We start from the raw sequence: 13513 nt of genomic DNA on the forward strand, positions 1-13513 counted from the left end.
GGCGCGGGTTGCCGGTTTCGATGAGCAATAGCGCCCGTCTCGCCCTGCTCGGACCGCACGGTCTCGAAGCGGAAGGCATCGCCGCTTTCGTGACGGCCCTGAAGGTTGCGTGCGAAGCCGGCGATGTCGCCGCCGTGATTCTGCGGCTGGCTGCTACCGACGAGCGCGGGCTGACGGCCCGCGTCAAATCGGTCGCTCCGCTCGTGCAGGAGCGCGGCGCGGCCCTGGTCGTCGCCTGTCCGGGTTTCGCCGGCGATCTCGCCGCGGTGGCGATCCGGGGCGGCGCCGACGGCATCCACGTCGACAAGCCGCGCGACCTGAAGGACCTGCGCGGCCGGCTCCGGGAGGGGCGAATCCTCGGCGCCGGCGGCCTCGAGACCAAGCACGGCGCGATGGAGGCCGGCGAGGCCGGGATCGACTACCTGATGTTCGGCGGCCTGTACCCGGACGGCGTCGCGCCCGAGGCGGAGACCGTGCGGGCCCGCGCCGCGTGGTGGGCCGAGATCTTCGAGACACCGTGCATCGCGGTGGCGACTGCCGCCGATGAGATCGCGCCTCTCGCCGCGACGGGTGCCGAGTTCGTCGGCCTGGAGAGCGGCCTCTGGCTGCCGGATCCGGGCGCGGTCGAGCGGGCCCAGCGCGCCGTCCGGGAGTCCGAGGCGTGAGAGGCCGCAACGTCCGTCGGCTGGCGGCCTTCGCCGGCGCGGCGCTGCTGGCGCTGCCGGCCTGGGCGGCCTCGGGACCGGCCGATCCGGCCCGGACCGCGGCGCCCGGCGCGATCGGCCCCGCGGCGCAGACCGGCAAGACGCCGATGCCGGAACTGCCGAGCCCCTATACGCCGAACTACTCGCGCGGCGCCGTGCCGCCAGCGGGCGGCCAGCCACCGGACTTTGCCTACGGCGCCTATCAGAAGGGCCAGTACGTCACCGCCTTCCGCGAGGCGACGAAGCGCATCGAGGCGAATTCGAAGGATGCCGCCGCCATGACGCTGCTCGGCGAGCTGTACAATCAGGGCCTCGGCGTGAAGCAGGATCCGGTCAAGGCGGCCGACTGGTATCGCTTGGCGGCCGCGCAGAACGACGCGTCCGCCATGGCCTCCCTGGGGCTGATGGCCCTCGACGGTCGCGGCATGCCGAAGGACCCGAAAGCCGGGCGGCGCTGGCTCGAGCAGGCCACGGCCCACGGCTCACCGACCGCGGCCTACAATCTCGGCCTGATCCTGATCGGCACCGGCGCCACGGCCGACGAGGCGGCGGCCGCCGCGCAGTTCCGCAAGGCGTCAGACGCCGAGATCGGCCCGGCCCAGCACGACCTGGGCGTGCTCTACCTGCAGGGGCGCGGCGTGCCGAAGGATCCGTCGAAGGCCGCGGAGCTGTTCCGGCGCGGCGCCGACAACGGCGATCTCGCCAGCGAGGTCGAGTACGCGATCCTTCTCTTCAACGGCACCGGCGTCACCAAGGACGAGCGTGCGGCCGCCCGGTACTTCCTGCACGCGGCCTCGCGCGGCAACGCCATCGCGCAGAACCGCGTCGCGCGGCTGTACGCGGTGGGCCGCGGCGTTGCCAAGAACCCCGTGGAGGCGGCCGCCTGGAACCTCGCGGCCGCCGGACAGGGCCTGTCCGACGCGTGGCTCGATCAGACCCTCTCCGGTCTCTCGGCCGACGAGCGCACCCGGGCGGAGCGTCTCGCCAACGAGCGGATCGAGCAGCGCTGAGACGCTAGGCCTCGGCCTTCGACCAGTCGACGCCCGCCTCGAGGTGCGGCAGCAGGACGACGCTCTCCTGCTCGTTCGGGTCCGTCCGGGCGATCACGGCCGTGACCGGCTCCGTCTGGCTGCGGTTGTAGGGCAGGTGCGGCACGTCGGCGGCGATGTAGACGAACTCGCCGGCGCCCGCGATCGCGTGGTTCTCCAGCCGCTCCCCCCAGAAGCAGCCCGACACGCCCGACAGCACGTAGATCGCCGTCTCGTGGTGCTCGTGCTTGTGGGCGTGGGCCCGCTCACCGGGCGGGATCTCCAGGAGCTGCATGTGCAGCGCCCGCGAACCCACGGCCTCGGCCGAGATCGCCGGCCGGTAGATGTGTCCCTGCTTGCCGCGGAACGGCGCACTCTCGTGCACCACCCGGAACCCCTGCTTCTCCGTGCCGGACGCGGAACTCATGGACCTTCCTCCACTCTGAAGGCGGCATCGATGGGGATCTGCATACCGTTGACCAGCGCGTTCGTCTGGTTGGCCATCCCGACCACCGCCAGGAATTCGCCGTGCTGGCCCTCCGTCAAGCCCTTGGCCCGCGCAGCCGCGGTGTGGGAGTGGATGCAGTACGGGCAGCCATTGGCGATCGAGACCGCGATGTAGACCAGTTCCTTGGTCAGGGGATCGAGGGTCCCCGGCCCCATGACGGTCTTCAGGGCGGACCAAGTCCGCTCAAGCAGCGCGGGATCGTTGGCGAGGCCGCGCCAGAAATTGTTGACGACGTCGGATCCCCGGGTCGCCCGGATGTCCGCGAAGACCGCGCTGACGCGCGCGTCGGCCTCGGCCTCGGCATCGGACCAGAGTTTCACGGTCGCCACGGCAATCGCCTCCCCGCTCAGCCCGTCCTCAGAGCTTGCACGCGCCCTCGAGCGCACGATTCTCCGCCTCGGAGAACAGGCGCGAGCGGATATGGAAACGCTTCTCCCGGCCGTTCTCCAGCGAGAACATGCCGCCGCGGCCCGGCACCACGTCGAGGATCAGGTGCGTGTGCTTCCAGACCTCGAACTGCGACCGGCTGATGAAGAAGTCCGCGCCCCCCACCGTGCCGAGATTCACGTCGCCGTCGCTCACCAGAAAGTCGCCCACCGGGTAGCACATGGGCGAGGAGCCGTCGCAGCAGCCGCCCGACTGGTGGAACATGACCGGACCGTACTCGCGCCTCAGCTCATCGATCAGGGCGAGCGCCGCCGGGGTGGCGGTGACCCGCAGGGGTGTCCCGTCGACGCCGGCCTGCTCGGCGACGTTGGCGTCGATAACCTGGTCCGAAGTCATGCCGTCCTCCCTGTCGATGTCTGAATATGCTGTGTTCCCGGCCGGTTTCCACTGCGCATCGCGCCGGATGCCGGCGCCGAACGGTCGCGTCGCGCGTTGTGTCGCCGAAGGGCGGCGGACACCGCCCGACCGATCAGGAGCCCGCACCATGTCGGTTCGCACACGCGCTGCCTGCCTCATCCTGGCCGTGGCCGGTCTCGCAGGGCCCGCCGCCGCCGAGCCGCTCGTCCTGCGCGTTCAACCCCGCGAGCACCCCCTGTTCGTGCAGCACGCGTGGCGCGTCGCGGGGAATCCCAACGTCACTCCCGATAACCCGATGGGCGTGGTCGGCTGGGACGGCCCGCCGGACGACGTGCCGAGCGTCAGCGGCGATGCCGGGCCGCTGGCTCCAGGCTCCATCGTCAACGCGCCGTTCGAGGGCTACGGCTTCGGCCTCTACTGACCGCGCGATCCGGGATCGAAAAAGCCCCGGCCTCTCGGCCGGGGCTGAAGTTGTCTCGGGGGTTGACCCGGGAAGAAACTCAGAAGAACCCGAGCTTCTTGGCCGAGTAGCTGACCAGCATATTCTTGGTCTGCTGGTAGTGATCGAGCATCATCTTGTGGGTCTCGCGGCCGATGCCGGACTGCTTGTAGCCGCCGAAGGCCGCGTGGGCCGGGTAGGCGTGGTAGCAGTTCGTCCAGACGCGACCCGCCTGGATCGCCCGGCCGAAGCGGTAGGCGCGGGTCCCGTCGCGGGTCCAGACGCCGGCGCCGAGGCCGTAGAGCGTGTCGTTGGCGATGGAGAGCGCCTCGGCATCGTCCTTGAAGGTCGTGACCGACAGGACCGGCCCGAAGATCTCCTCCTGGAAAATGCGCATCTTGTTGTGGCCGCGGAACACGGTCGGCTTCACGTAGAAGCCCTCGGCGAACTCGCCGTCCTTGACGTTGCGCTCACCGCCCGTGAGGAGCTGCGCGCCCTCCTGGCGGCCGATATCGATGTAGGAGAGGATCTTCTCCATCTGCTCGCCCGAGGCCTGGGCGCCGATCATCGTGGCCGGATCCAGCGGCGAGCCCTGGGTGATCGCCTCGACGCGCTTCACCGCGCGCTCCATGAACCGGTCGTAGATGGACTCGTGCACGAGCGCGCGGCTCGGGCAGGTGCAGACCTCGCCCTGGTTGAGGGCGAACATCGTGAAGCCCTCGAGGGCCTTGTCGAAGAAGTCGTCGTCCTCGTTCGCCACGTCAGCGAAGAAGATGTTCGGCGACTTGCCGCCGAGCTCCAGCGTCACCGGGATCAGGTTCTGCGACGCGTACTGCATGATGAGGCGGCCGGTGGTCGTCTCACCCGTGAAGGCGATCTTGGCGATTCGCGGCGACGAGGCGAGCGGCTTGCCGGCCTCGAGGCCGAAACCGTTGACGATGTTGAGCACGCCCGGCGGCAGCAGATCGCCGATGATCTCGGCCAGCACCAGGACCGAGGCCGGGGTCTGCTCGGCCGGCTTCAGGACCACGCAGTTGCCGGCGGCGAGCGCCGGGGCGAGCTTCCACACCGCCATCAGGATCGGGAAGTTCCACGGGATGATCTGGCCGACGACGCCCAGCGGCTCGTGGAAGTGGTAGGCAACCGTGTCGTGGTCGATCTCGGAGATCGAGCCCTCCTGCGCCCGCACGCAGCCGGCGAAGTAGCGGAAATGGTCGATGGCCAGCGGGATGTCGGCGTGAGTCGTCTCGCGGATCGGCTTGCCGTTGTCCCAGGTCTCGGCCAGCGCGAGCAGGTCGAGGTTCTCTTCCATCCGGTCGGCCATCTTGAGGAGGATGCGGGCGCGCTCGGCCGGCGCCGTGCGGCCCCAGGCCTCCCGGGCCGCGTGGGCGGCGTCGAGGGCCTTCTCGACGTCCTGCGCGTCCGACCGGGCCACCTCGCACACTACCTTGCCGGTGATCGGCGAGGTGTTCTCGAAGTAGCGGCCGGCCGCGGGGGCGACCCACTGGCCGCCGATGAAGTTGTCGTAGCGGGCCGAGAAGGGCGACTTGACCTTCGAGTCGCCGAGGAATTCCGGCTTGTTCATGGCTATGTTCCCTCCGTGGGCCCCGGCCTCGCGAACCGCGGCTCTTGGGCTTAAGCTGGCGCTCGGACGACCGATCGTGGGGGCCGCATCCGCTTCCGCTCTGTTCGCAGCCAATGGCTTTTGGCCTGTCGAATCAAGGTGGACTTTTGGCCAGTGCGCGAGTGGGGCGATCCTACGCGCTTCCCGCCGTCACCGCGAGCGGGCAAAGATTCCCAGTCCGGACCGTACTCCCGCGACGAGCGGCGTTTGGGACGTCCGGACGGCCGAATCACCGTGCGCGCCGAGAGTCGGCCCCGTCGCTCAGCCGAGCAGGGCGAGCGGAACGGTCGCCGCCGCGAGCGGGAGCGCCGCCAGGGCCGCAATCCGCAGCCAGGTCGGCCGATAGGCGACGATCGCCACCACGGCCAGGGCGGAGCCCGTCAGCGATCCGATCCACTGCACCGGTCCGAAATTCCAGCCCGCCGCCGCAACGGCCGCCGCGAACGAGAGGCCGAGTCCGCACCAGCCCGCCATCCGCAAGCTTCCGACCCGCGCCTTCGGCACACCGACGCGGTAGGCGGCCCGGTGATGCCGGTCGAGGCTGAGGGCGAGGGCCGCGAAGCCCGAGAAGCTGAGGAGCAGGCTGAGGATCAGCGCGGCGGATGTCATGCTTCGACCGTCCGTGACAGACTGGCTTTGGCGGGGCGCGCGGTCGCCAGCTTACGCCGCGCCGCCAGCCAGGATCCGACGCCGAGAGTGACGCCCACGGCCACCAGGGCGACGTCGAAGGCGAGGAAGCGCTGCTGGCCGACGAGGATCGCGTCCACGAAGGCTATCGCCAGGAAGGCGCAGGCCGGCACGGCCAGAGCGAGCGACCACGCCCGCTGCCGCGGATACAGGGCCGCGGCGAGGGCGGCGGCGACCCAGGCCGCGAAGAACGCGCGCACCTCCCAGTCCGCCCGGGCCCCGAGCCCGTCGGGCAGCAGCCGGTTCGCGAGGAGATACGCGGCGAGGCCCACCGGCAGGCCCGCGATGGTCCCGAGGTTGAGGAATCGCACGAGGCGCAGGCCGAAGCCCTCGGGATCCGCGCCCTTCGGCGCCCGCGCCACCGTCCAGAGGACGAGGCCGCTCGCGACCGTGGCGGCACCCATCACGCCGCAGAGGAAGAACAGGAGGCGCAGCGGCGCGGCGGCGAAGTGCGCCTCGTGCAGACCCGCCATCACGGCCCCGGTGCGGGTCGCCGCGCCGGCCTCGCCGACCCGGGCGATCTCCGCACCGGTATCGGCCGCGTAGGCGATCTGCGGATGCAGGTGCGCGAGCCCGTGCGGCTCCTCGAAATACGCCGTCACGGTGGCGCCGGCATCGCCCGGATGGGAGACGAGTATCACCTCGGGCGCCTCGCCGCCGGCAGCCGCGGCGCGGGCGACGATCTCGCCGAGCGGCAGCGGCCTGCCGGGACTGCCAACCGGGGCCGTGCCCGGCGTCGCGAGGCCGGCCTCGGCGTAGTAGCGCAGTATGTCGTCGCCGTAGACGGCCTTCATACCCCAGGGCATCAGCGTCGCCGACAGTGTGACGAGGCCCGTGTAGACGATCATCAGGTGGAAGGGCAGCGCCAGCACGCCGACCACGTTGTGTGCGTCCAGCCAGCCGCGCTGCGCCGAGCGGTCGCGGCGGAAGGTGAAGAAGTCGGCGAAGATGCGCCGGTGCGTCACGATACCGGAGATCAGCGCGATCAGCAGGACCATGGCGCAGGCCGACACGATCCAGCGCCCCCAGATCGGCGGCAGGCTCAGCTCGAAGTGGAAGCGGTACAGGAAGTCGCCGCCGCGCGTGTCGCGGACGCGCGCGGGCTCGCCCGTGGCGGGATCGAGCAGCGCGTGGTGGAACGGGCCGCTGAAGTTCGGCCACCAGTAGACCTCGACGGCCGAGGTCTCGGCGTTCGGCAGCTTGATCGACCAACCGGCCGCGTCCGGCATTGTCCTGCGCAGGAACGCGCCGGCCCGCGTCGCCGCCGCGGCGGGATCGGGGGCTGCCGCGGACAGCTCCGGCCGCATCCAGTCCGAGATGTCGGTGCGGTAATAGCTGGCGGTACCGGTGACGAAGATGGCGAACAGCACCCAGCCGACCACGAGGCCGGACCACGCGTGCAGCCACGCCATCGCCTGGCGGAAGCTCCGGGCAGGGCTCACGCGGCCGCTCCGGACACGAAGGCGCCGGCGAGCCACAGGGCGCCGGTCAGCAGGAGGGCGATCAGGCCGAGGACCAGGGCCGCGCGACCGAGCGTCGGGGCGGCGAACACCCAGATCACCGCGCCCGCCATGATGGCGAAGCTCGCCAGCGTTCCGGCCGAGACCGCCTCGGCGCGCGGGACGGGAAGAATCAGCGCCAGCAGCGCGCTTGCCAGGGCGGCGACCGCGTAGCCGCCGAGCGTCGCGAGCAGCACGCGCCCGGCGACTGCCGCGCGATCCGCCAGCGTCGGCATGGTGCGGGCGCTCATGGCGCCACCTCTCGTTCCCGTGAGCCCATAGCGGGACCTAGCAGCGGCCGAGGCCGCGGTGCAACGCCTATGTTCCGGAACGATTCCAGTGTGAAACGAGGTATTTAGAACGGACTTCGGCCGCGCGCGCGGCGATGCTCTCCCGCGCTCGGAGCCTCGTCTCAGAAGCCGGCGGCTCCCGGTGCGCCGTCGCGTCCGGACCTGCGGATTGCCACGGCCGCGTTCCGGGCGCTCGGCGGCAGGTCGGCTCCGGGGTCCGGTTTGGTCGAGGCCGCGGCGGATCCGGGCACCGGACCGGCGGCACGGCCGTCGCGCGCGTGTCCCCATCCGTAGCCCGCGTTGATCCCGGCGTAGAAGCCCGTGAAGTCCTCCGCCCGGGCACTCCCCGCGAGCAGCATCAGGGCCGTGGACAGCAGCAGGCGGCGCATGGATCGTCCCGAAACGAGGAAGGCGGCGGCCCCGCAGGGAGCCGCCGCCTCGCAGTCTTCGCGCGGATCGCGGCGGCAGAGAGGCCGCCGCGTGCTCCTCAATCCTCGACGTTGATGCTCTGGGCCTCGCGGCCCTTCTGGCCCTCGACCACGCCGAGCGTGACCTGCTGACCTTCGGCGAGCGAGTCGAGACCGGCGCGGGACAGCGCCGAGCGGTGCACGAACACGTCCTTGCCGCCGTCGTTGACCGAGACGAAGCCGAAGCCCTTGGCGGGATCGTACCACTTCACGGTGCCGCTCATCTCCACCGACGGGCCGCTGGCGAAACGGCCACCGCCGCCACCACCGCCGTAGCCGCCGCCGCCACCGTAACCACCGCGGTCGCGGTCGCCGTAGCCGCCGGCACCGGCGCCGTAGCCGCCGGTGCGCGGGCGGAACTCACGCCGGGGCGCGGGCGCCTCGGCCGTGGAGGTGTCAACGCTGGTTACGCTCGTGACCTGCGGGCCCTTCTGGCCCTGGGCCGTCGTGACCGTCAGCCGGGTGCCCGGCATCAGATCGTCGTGGCCGGCCGCCTCGACAGCGCGGATGTGGAGGAAGGCATCGCCCGAACCGTCACCGAGTTCGACGAAGCCGAAGCCCTTCTCCTTGTTGAACCACTTGACCGTCGCATCACGCTCCGGCCCGGACGCGACCGGAGCCGCGCCACGCGACGGGCCGCGATCGAAACCGCCCCCGCCGAAACCACCGCCGCCACCGCCGAAACCGCCGCCGCCGTATCCGCCGCTGGGGGGAGCCTGATCAGGCCATCTCGGCTCGCCACTCTCGTCGAAGCCGCGCTTCTGCGGCCCTCTGAAATCACGACCACGTCCCATAGAAAGCTCGCAAAAACCGTCCGCCGCCCTTGTCTCGAATACCGCGTGCGCGCCATCCCAGACAGCCCACGCCCCGCACTATCATTACCCCAGGTCGCGGTAACCAAGAATAACGCCCCAGTCCTGACGCAATCGGGCCTTGACCGCAAGGACCTTCTTGGCCCAGAGGCGCCCGTTTCGTTACTTTCTTGCGGCAAACAACGGAGCCCGCCCCCGCCGCCGGGCCGGCCCTTTCTCATTTGAGGGAAGGCGTTAGCGAAACGCAAAGGCTGTCCGGCTACACTCGGCCCCGCGCCCCGCAGACTCGGCCGGCCATGATCGCGACACCGACTTTCCCCGATCTCTCTGCTCTCGTGGTCGACGAGAGTCTCTACATCCGCCGAATCGTGCGCGACATGCTGATGCGCGTCGGGATCAAGCGGGTGCTCGAGGCGCCGGACGGGGCCGAGGCGCTCGGCGTGCTCGCCGAGAGCAAGCCCGACATCAGCATCATCGACTGGGACCTGTCGATCCTGTCGGGCGAGGAGTTCATCCGGCTGGCGCGGACGCCGACCACTTCCCCCTGCCCCACGATCCCGATCATCCTGATGCTGGCCCAGCCGCGCCGGAACGTGGTCGACCGGGCGGTGGCGCTCGGCGTCAACGAGATCATCGCCAAGCCGTTCTCGCCTAAGACGCTGTGGTCGCGGCTGGACGAGGTGATCAACCGGCCCCGCCCCTACTCGCAGGTGAAGAGCCTCCTGCGCCCGATCCCGCGCCGGGCCAGCGCGATGAAGGCCGTGGCCTGACCGCGACCGCGATGGGACATTGCAGTTCGCCGCCGAGCCTGTAGGGTCGCAGATCAGCGAAGGCCGAGCGCGCTGCTCAAGGCCGACCCGAAGGATCGACGGCCGCGCCGATGAGGGACGAGACCGCCGCGGCCGCGCCGTCCCGAATTCAGACCGGCGCGGTGCCGCTTCAGACGCAAGCTCCTATACCGGGCCGTGAGCGTCGGCGCGCCGCCTACGCGGCGCTCGACCTGGGCACCAACAATTGCCGCCTGCTGGTCGCGGAGCCGACCTTCAGCGGCTTCCGCGTGATCGACGCGTTCTCGCGGATCGTGCGCCTCGGCGAGGGACTCGGCACGTCCGACCGCCTGAGCGAGGCGGCGATCGAGCGGACCGTGGAGGCCCTGCGGATCTGCCGGGCCAAGATGCAGGCGCGCGGGGTGCAGCGAGCCAAGATCATCGCCACGGAAGCCTGCCGCCTCGCGGTGAACGGCGCCGCCTTTGTGGAGCGCGTCCGCCGCGGCGTCGGCCTCGACCTCGAGATCGTCGACCGGCAGACTGAGGCCTATCTCGCGGTCACGGGCTGCGCGGCGCTCGCGGATCCGCTCGCCGAATCGGTCATCATCTTCGACATCGGCGGCGGCTCGACCGAGATCGCGTGGCTGGACGGCGCGGCCGCCAACCCGTCGACCGACCCGACTCTGCGGATTCGGGCCTGGGATTCTCTTCCGGTGGGCGTGGTGACGCTGGCCGAGCGCCACGGCGGCGCCGAGGTCACCCGACGGATGTTCGAGGGCATGGTCGAGGAGGTGGCCGAGAAGCTCTCGGCCTTCGCGCTCCGGGCCGCCCCGGCGGCGACGGCGCCGCACTTTCACCTGCTCGGAACGTCCGGCACCGTCACGACCATCGCGGCGATGCATCTGCGGCTCGCCCGCTACGAGCGGCGGCGCGTCGACGGCTTGTGGATGAGCGACGACGCGGTCTCGACCGCCATCGACGACCTGCTCGACACGCGGCTCGAGCAGCGCGCCGACAACCCCTGTATCGGCCGCGACCGCGCCGATCTCGTGCTCGCGGGCTGCGCGATCCTCGAGGCGATCCGCCGGGCCTTTCCCTCGGAGCGCCTGCGCATCGCCGATCGCGGCCTGCGCGAAGGATTGCTGATGAACATGATGCGGGAGGACGGGGTCTGGAACCGGAAGGCGGTCCGATGAGGGCGGCGCGATGAGCGACCGGCGCGGCGGCGCGAGTTCCGGCGGCGGTGTCCGGGGCGAACTGAAGCAGCGGGTGAAGACCGGCCGCGGACGGACCCTGTCCCAGAAGCGCTGGCTCGAGCGCCAGCTCAACGATCCCTACGTGGCCCGCGCCAAGCGCGAGGGCTACCGGTCCCGGGCGGCCTACAAGCTCCTGGAGATCGACGAGCGCTACAAGCTCCTGCGCCCCGGCCAGAAGATCGTCGATCTCGGCGCCGCGCCGGGGGGCTGGTCGCAGGTGGCCGCGCGGGTGGTCGGGCCGACGGGCCGCGTCGTGGGCATCGATCTCCTGGAGATCGAGCCGATGGCCGGGGTCGAGTTCATCACCCTCGACTTCCTCGACCCCGAGGCGCCTGACCGTCTGACCGGGATGCTCGGCGGCCCCGCCGACCTCGTCATGTCCGACATGGCCGCCAACGCCACCGGTCACAAGAAGACCGACCACCTGCGGATCATCGGCCTCGCCGAGACGGCGGCGGAGTTCGCCCGCGAGATCCTGGGCCCCGGAGGCGCCTACCTCGCCAAGGTGCTCCAGGGCGGCACCGAGGGCGCGCTGCTCACCGACCTGAAGCGCGACTTCGCCACGGTCCGGCACGTCAAGCCGGCCGCGAGCCGGGCCGATTCGAGCGAGCTCTACGTCCTGGCGACCGGCTACCGGGGCGCGCCGGGCCGGGCGGCGTCCGTCGACGAGGGCTGAGCCGCCCGGCGATGCTCCTCGCCTGGGCCCTGTCCGCCCTCAACCCGGCGCCGCTTCCCCTGCGCCGGCTCGGCTATGTCCGCCAGAGCGGCCTGCTCCACGCCCGCTCGCGCCGCTGCCGGGCGGCCTGGGCGCCACACCTCGCGCGGGCGCGGTCCGTGATCGCGGCGGCGGCCGGAGCGACCCGGCAGCGCCGGCACGCGGTGGTGCTGGGCTCGGGCCTGCTCGACGACGTGCCGCTCGACGCCCTCGCCCGCCTGTTCGACCGGGTCAGCCTCGTGGACGCCGTCCATCCCTGGCCGGCGCGCCTCGCCGCCCGCCGATATCCGAACGTCGCGCTGGTGACCGCGGAGATCAGCGCCGGTCTCGCCGGGGCCTGGGCCGAGCTCTGCGCGGAGGCCGACCTGATCGTCTCGGCGAATCTGCTGTCGCAGATCCCGCTCCTCCCGATCGAGGCCCACGAGACCCGGGGCCGCGAGGCGCCCCCGCGGCTCGGCGCGCACCTCGTCGAGACTCACTTGGCGGCGCTCGACGCGCTCGCCGGGCGCGCCGAGCGAGTCTGCCTGATCACCGACACGGTGCAGCGCGAGGAAGACCGGGCGGGCCGGACCGTCGACAGCGCCGACCTGCTGTTCGGGATCGCGCTGCCGCCCGCGCCGGAAGCCTGGGACTGGGAGATTGCGCCGTTCGGCGAGATCGGCCGGCGTCGCCGCCTGATCCACCGCATGCACGCCTACCCGGACTGGAAGGCCGCGCGGCGGTCCGCGCGCTGAGCCGCGAACGAAGAAGGCCGCCCCGGTTTCCCGGAACGGCCTCGTTTCAGTCTCATCCGGGATGTCGGATCACTCGGTCGGCACGTCCGCCGCCGGCGTGGTCGCGCCGCCCTCGTCCGCGGCGCTCTCGAAGCGCGGGCGCCGACGGCGGCGGGGCTTGGCGGCCGGAGCCTCGTCGGCCGCCGCCTCGGGCTCGGGAGCGCTCGACGGCTCGACCGCGGGCGCGGGGCGCGCGGGGGCCATCAGGAAGGCCGGCAGGCCTGTGGGCTCCTCGGCCTCCGCCGCGGGCGCGGCCTCGCGGCGGCGCTCGCGGCGCGGCGCGGCCTCGGCACGGGGGGCCCGCTCCGGGCGAGCCTCGGGACGGGTCTCCTGCCGGCCCTCGGCGCGCGGGGCATCGCCGCGCCCGTTCTCGTAGCGGCCCTGGTCGCCGCGATTGTCCTGACGGTTGTCCTGACGCGCGTCCTGGCGGCCATCCTGCCGATTGTCCGGACGGTCCTGGCGATCCGGCCGACCCTCGTGCCGCTCCTGGCGGTAATCCGGACGGCCGTAATCCTGGCGGTCCTGACGATCCTGCCGGTTCTCCTGGCGATAATCCTGCCGCTGGTAGTCCTGGCGCTGATAATCCTGACGCGGCTGGTCCTGGCGCCGGTAGTCCTGACGACCGTTGTTGTCGAACCGGCGCTGGTCGCGGTTCTGGAACCGGTCACGGCCCTGGCGACCGTCCTGATTCCCGTCGGGGCGGCTCTCGTAGGGCTGCGGCTGCTGGCCGGGGTCGTTGTCGTCGTAGCCGTTATAGGCGTGACCGTTCTGGGATCCGCCATTGCCCTGGGCGTCGTCGTCACCCTCGTCCATGTCATCGTCGTACGGACGACTGGCATAGCCGCCGGTGTTGGCCGGGCGGTTCTGGTCCTGAGCGCCAGAGACAATACGGAAGTAGTGCTCGCCGTGCTGAAAGTAGTTCTCGGCCGCCACCGGGTCGCCGGCCGCCAGAGCATCCCGCGCGAGCTGCGCGTACTTGTCGGCGATGTGCTGCGCGGTGCCGCGGATTTTGACGTCGGGACCGTTGGATTCGTAGGAGCGCGTCAGCGGATTCGGACCCTTCGGCCGATTCCGGCCGCGCATCCGTCGATTCTGGTTTGGTCTCATCGGTCTGTAATGACCCTCGTTCACGCAAACGAC

The 13513-nt window shown here is 71.4% G+C and carries 17 protein-coding genes; 7 read left to right on the forward strand and 10 right to left on the reverse strand.

Annotated features, from left to right (window positions below; all coding sequences use genetic code 11):
- Nucleotides 1-20 precede the first annotated feature (20 nt).
- Both ME121_RS02155 and ME121_RS02160 read left to right on the forward strand, forming a co-directional pair.
- Nucleotides 21-665, forward strand: coding sequence for a thiamine phosphate synthase (locus tag ME121_RS02155; protein WP_058607548.1), 645 nt, complete (start codon nucleotides 21-23; stop codon nucleotides 663-665).
- Nucleotides 662-1714 (forward strand): tetratricopeptide repeat protein, encoded by a 1053-nt coding sequence (locus tag ME121_RS02160; RefSeq protein WP_059408255.1) that lies wholly within the window; start codon nucleotides 662-664, stop codon nucleotides 1712-1714. The genes ME121_RS02155 and ME121_RS02160 overlap by 4 nt, the downstream gene beginning before the upstream one ends.
- Nucleotides 1715-1718: 4 nt before the next feature.
- On the opposite strand, the gene ME121_RS02165 is transcribed toward ME121_RS02160, so the two are convergent.
- The 3 genes from ME121_RS02165 to ME121_RS02175 are packed head-to-tail and all read right to left on the reverse strand — an operon-like array spanning nucleotide 1719 to nucleotide 3023.
- Nucleotides 1719-2159, reverse strand: coding sequence for a cupin domain-containing protein (locus tag ME121_RS02165; protein WP_012317178.1), 441 nt, complete (start codon nucleotides 2157-2159; stop codon nucleotides 1719-1721).
- Complete coding sequence (locus tag ME121_RS02170) at nucleotides 2156-2569, reverse strand: carboxymuconolactone decarboxylase family protein (protein WP_058607550.1); 414 nt, start codon at nucleotides 2567-2569, stop codon at nucleotides 2156-2158. The genes ME121_RS02165 and ME121_RS02170 overlap by 4 nt, the downstream gene beginning before the upstream one ends.
- A 28-nt stretch (nucleotides 2570-2597) precedes the next feature.
- A complete protein-coding gene (locus tag ME121_RS02175; RefSeq protein WP_012317176.1) occupies nucleotides 2598-3023 on the reverse strand; it encodes a DUF779 domain-containing protein in 426 nt (141 codons plus the stop codon).
- 148 nt (nucleotides 3024-3171) lie between these two features.
- Here ME121_RS02175 and ME121_RS02180 point away from each other — a divergent pair, with 148 nt between their 5' ends.
- Nucleotides 3172-3465: a hypothetical protein gene (locus ME121_RS02180; protein ID WP_012317175.1), complete on the forward strand. Its 294-nt coding sequence runs from the start codon at nucleotides 3172-3174 to the stop codon at nucleotides 3463-3465.
- 79 nt (nucleotides 3466-3544) lie between these two features.
- On the opposite strand, the gene adh is transcribed toward ME121_RS02180, so the two are convergent.
- The 6 genes from adh to ME121_RS02210 form a co-directional block, all read right to left on the reverse strand.
- On the reverse strand, nucleotides 3545-5068 hold the full coding sequence (gene adh, locus ME121_RS02185; RefSeq protein ID WP_012317174.1) for an aldehyde dehydrogenase: 1524 nt from the start codon (nucleotides 5066-5068) through the stop codon (nucleotides 3545-3547).
- A gap of 300 nt (nucleotides 5069-5368) precedes the next feature.
- Entirely contained in the window at nucleotides 5369-5716 is a 348-nt protein-coding gene (locus ME121_RS02190; RefSeq protein WP_012317173.1) for a DUF3325 domain-containing protein, read from the reverse strand.
- Nucleotides 5713-7206 carry a PepSY-associated TM helix domain-containing protein gene (locus ME121_RS02195; protein ID WP_059408256.1) on the reverse strand — a complete coding sequence of 498 codons (1494 nt, stop codon included), beginning with the start codon at nucleotides 7204-7206 and terminating at the stop codon, nucleotides 5713-5715. The genes ME121_RS02190 and ME121_RS02195 overlap by 4 nt, the downstream gene beginning before the upstream one ends.
- Nucleotides 7207-7232: 26 nt before the next feature.
- Nucleotides 7233-7544 carry a hypothetical protein gene (locus ME121_RS02200; RefSeq protein ID WP_059408257.1) on the reverse strand — a complete coding sequence of 104 codons (312 nt, stop codon included), beginning with the start codon at nucleotides 7542-7544 and terminating at the stop codon, nucleotides 7233-7235.
- Between the two features lie 161 nt (nucleotides 7545-7705).
- Nucleotides 7706-7972, reverse strand: a complete 267-nt coding sequence (locus ME121_RS02205; RefSeq protein ID WP_024827853.1) for a hypothetical protein — start codon at nucleotides 7970-7972, stop codon at nucleotides 7706-7708.
- Nucleotides 7973-8070: 98 nt separating this feature from the next.
- The gene (locus ME121_RS02210; RefSeq protein ID WP_059408258.1) at nucleotides 8071-8844 is read right to left on the reverse strand and encodes a cold-shock protein; all 774 of its coding nucleotides are present in this window, start codon (nucleotides 8842-8844) and stop codon (nucleotides 8071-8073) included.
- A 314-nt stretch (nucleotides 8845-9158) separates the two neighbouring features.
- Here ME121_RS02210 and ME121_RS02215 point away from each other — a divergent pair, with 314 nt between their 5' ends.
- The 4 genes from ME121_RS02215 to ME121_RS02230 all read left to right on the forward strand — a co-directional run bounded on the left by ME121_RS02215 (nucleotide 9159) and on the right by ME121_RS02230 (nucleotide 12334).
- A complete protein-coding gene (locus ME121_RS02215; protein ID WP_012317168.1) occupies nucleotides 9159-9632 on the forward strand; it encodes a response regulator in 474 nt (157 codons plus the stop codon).
- A 110-nt stretch (nucleotides 9633-9742) separates the two neighbouring features.
- Nucleotides 9743-10825: a Ppx/GppA phosphatase family protein gene (locus tag ME121_RS02220; protein WP_012317167.1), complete on the forward strand. Its 1083-nt coding sequence runs from the start codon at nucleotides 9743-9745 to the stop codon at nucleotides 10823-10825.
- A gap of 10 nt (nucleotides 10826-10835) precedes the next feature.
- Nucleotides 10836-11561 (forward strand): RlmE family RNA methyltransferase, encoded by a 726-nt coding sequence (locus ME121_RS02225; RefSeq protein WP_012317166.1) that lies wholly within the window; start codon nucleotides 10836-10838, stop codon nucleotides 11559-11561.
- 11 nt (nucleotides 11562-11572) lie between these two features.
- The gene (locus tag ME121_RS02230; RefSeq protein WP_053620451.1) at nucleotides 11573-12334 is read left to right on the forward strand and encodes a hypothetical protein; all 762 of its coding nucleotides are present in this window, start codon (nucleotides 11573-11575) and stop codon (nucleotides 12332-12334) included.
- Between the two features lie 69 nt (nucleotides 12335-12403).
- Here the strand turns inward: ME121_RS02230 and ME121_RS02235 are convergent, their stop codons facing one another.
- Entirely contained in the window at nucleotides 12404-13456 is a 1053-nt protein-coding gene (locus tag ME121_RS02235) for a DUF4167 domain-containing protein (RefSeq protein WP_029359052.1), read from the reverse strand.
- Nucleotides 13457-13513: the final 57 nt, after the last annotated feature.

The sequence above is a fragment of the Methylobacterium sp. ME121 genome (genome assembly GCF_000974725.1).
In the GTDB taxonomy this organism is placed as follows: domain Bacteria; phylum Pseudomonadota; class Alphaproteobacteria; order Rhizobiales; family Beijerinckiaceae; genus Methylobacterium; species Methylobacterium radiotolerans.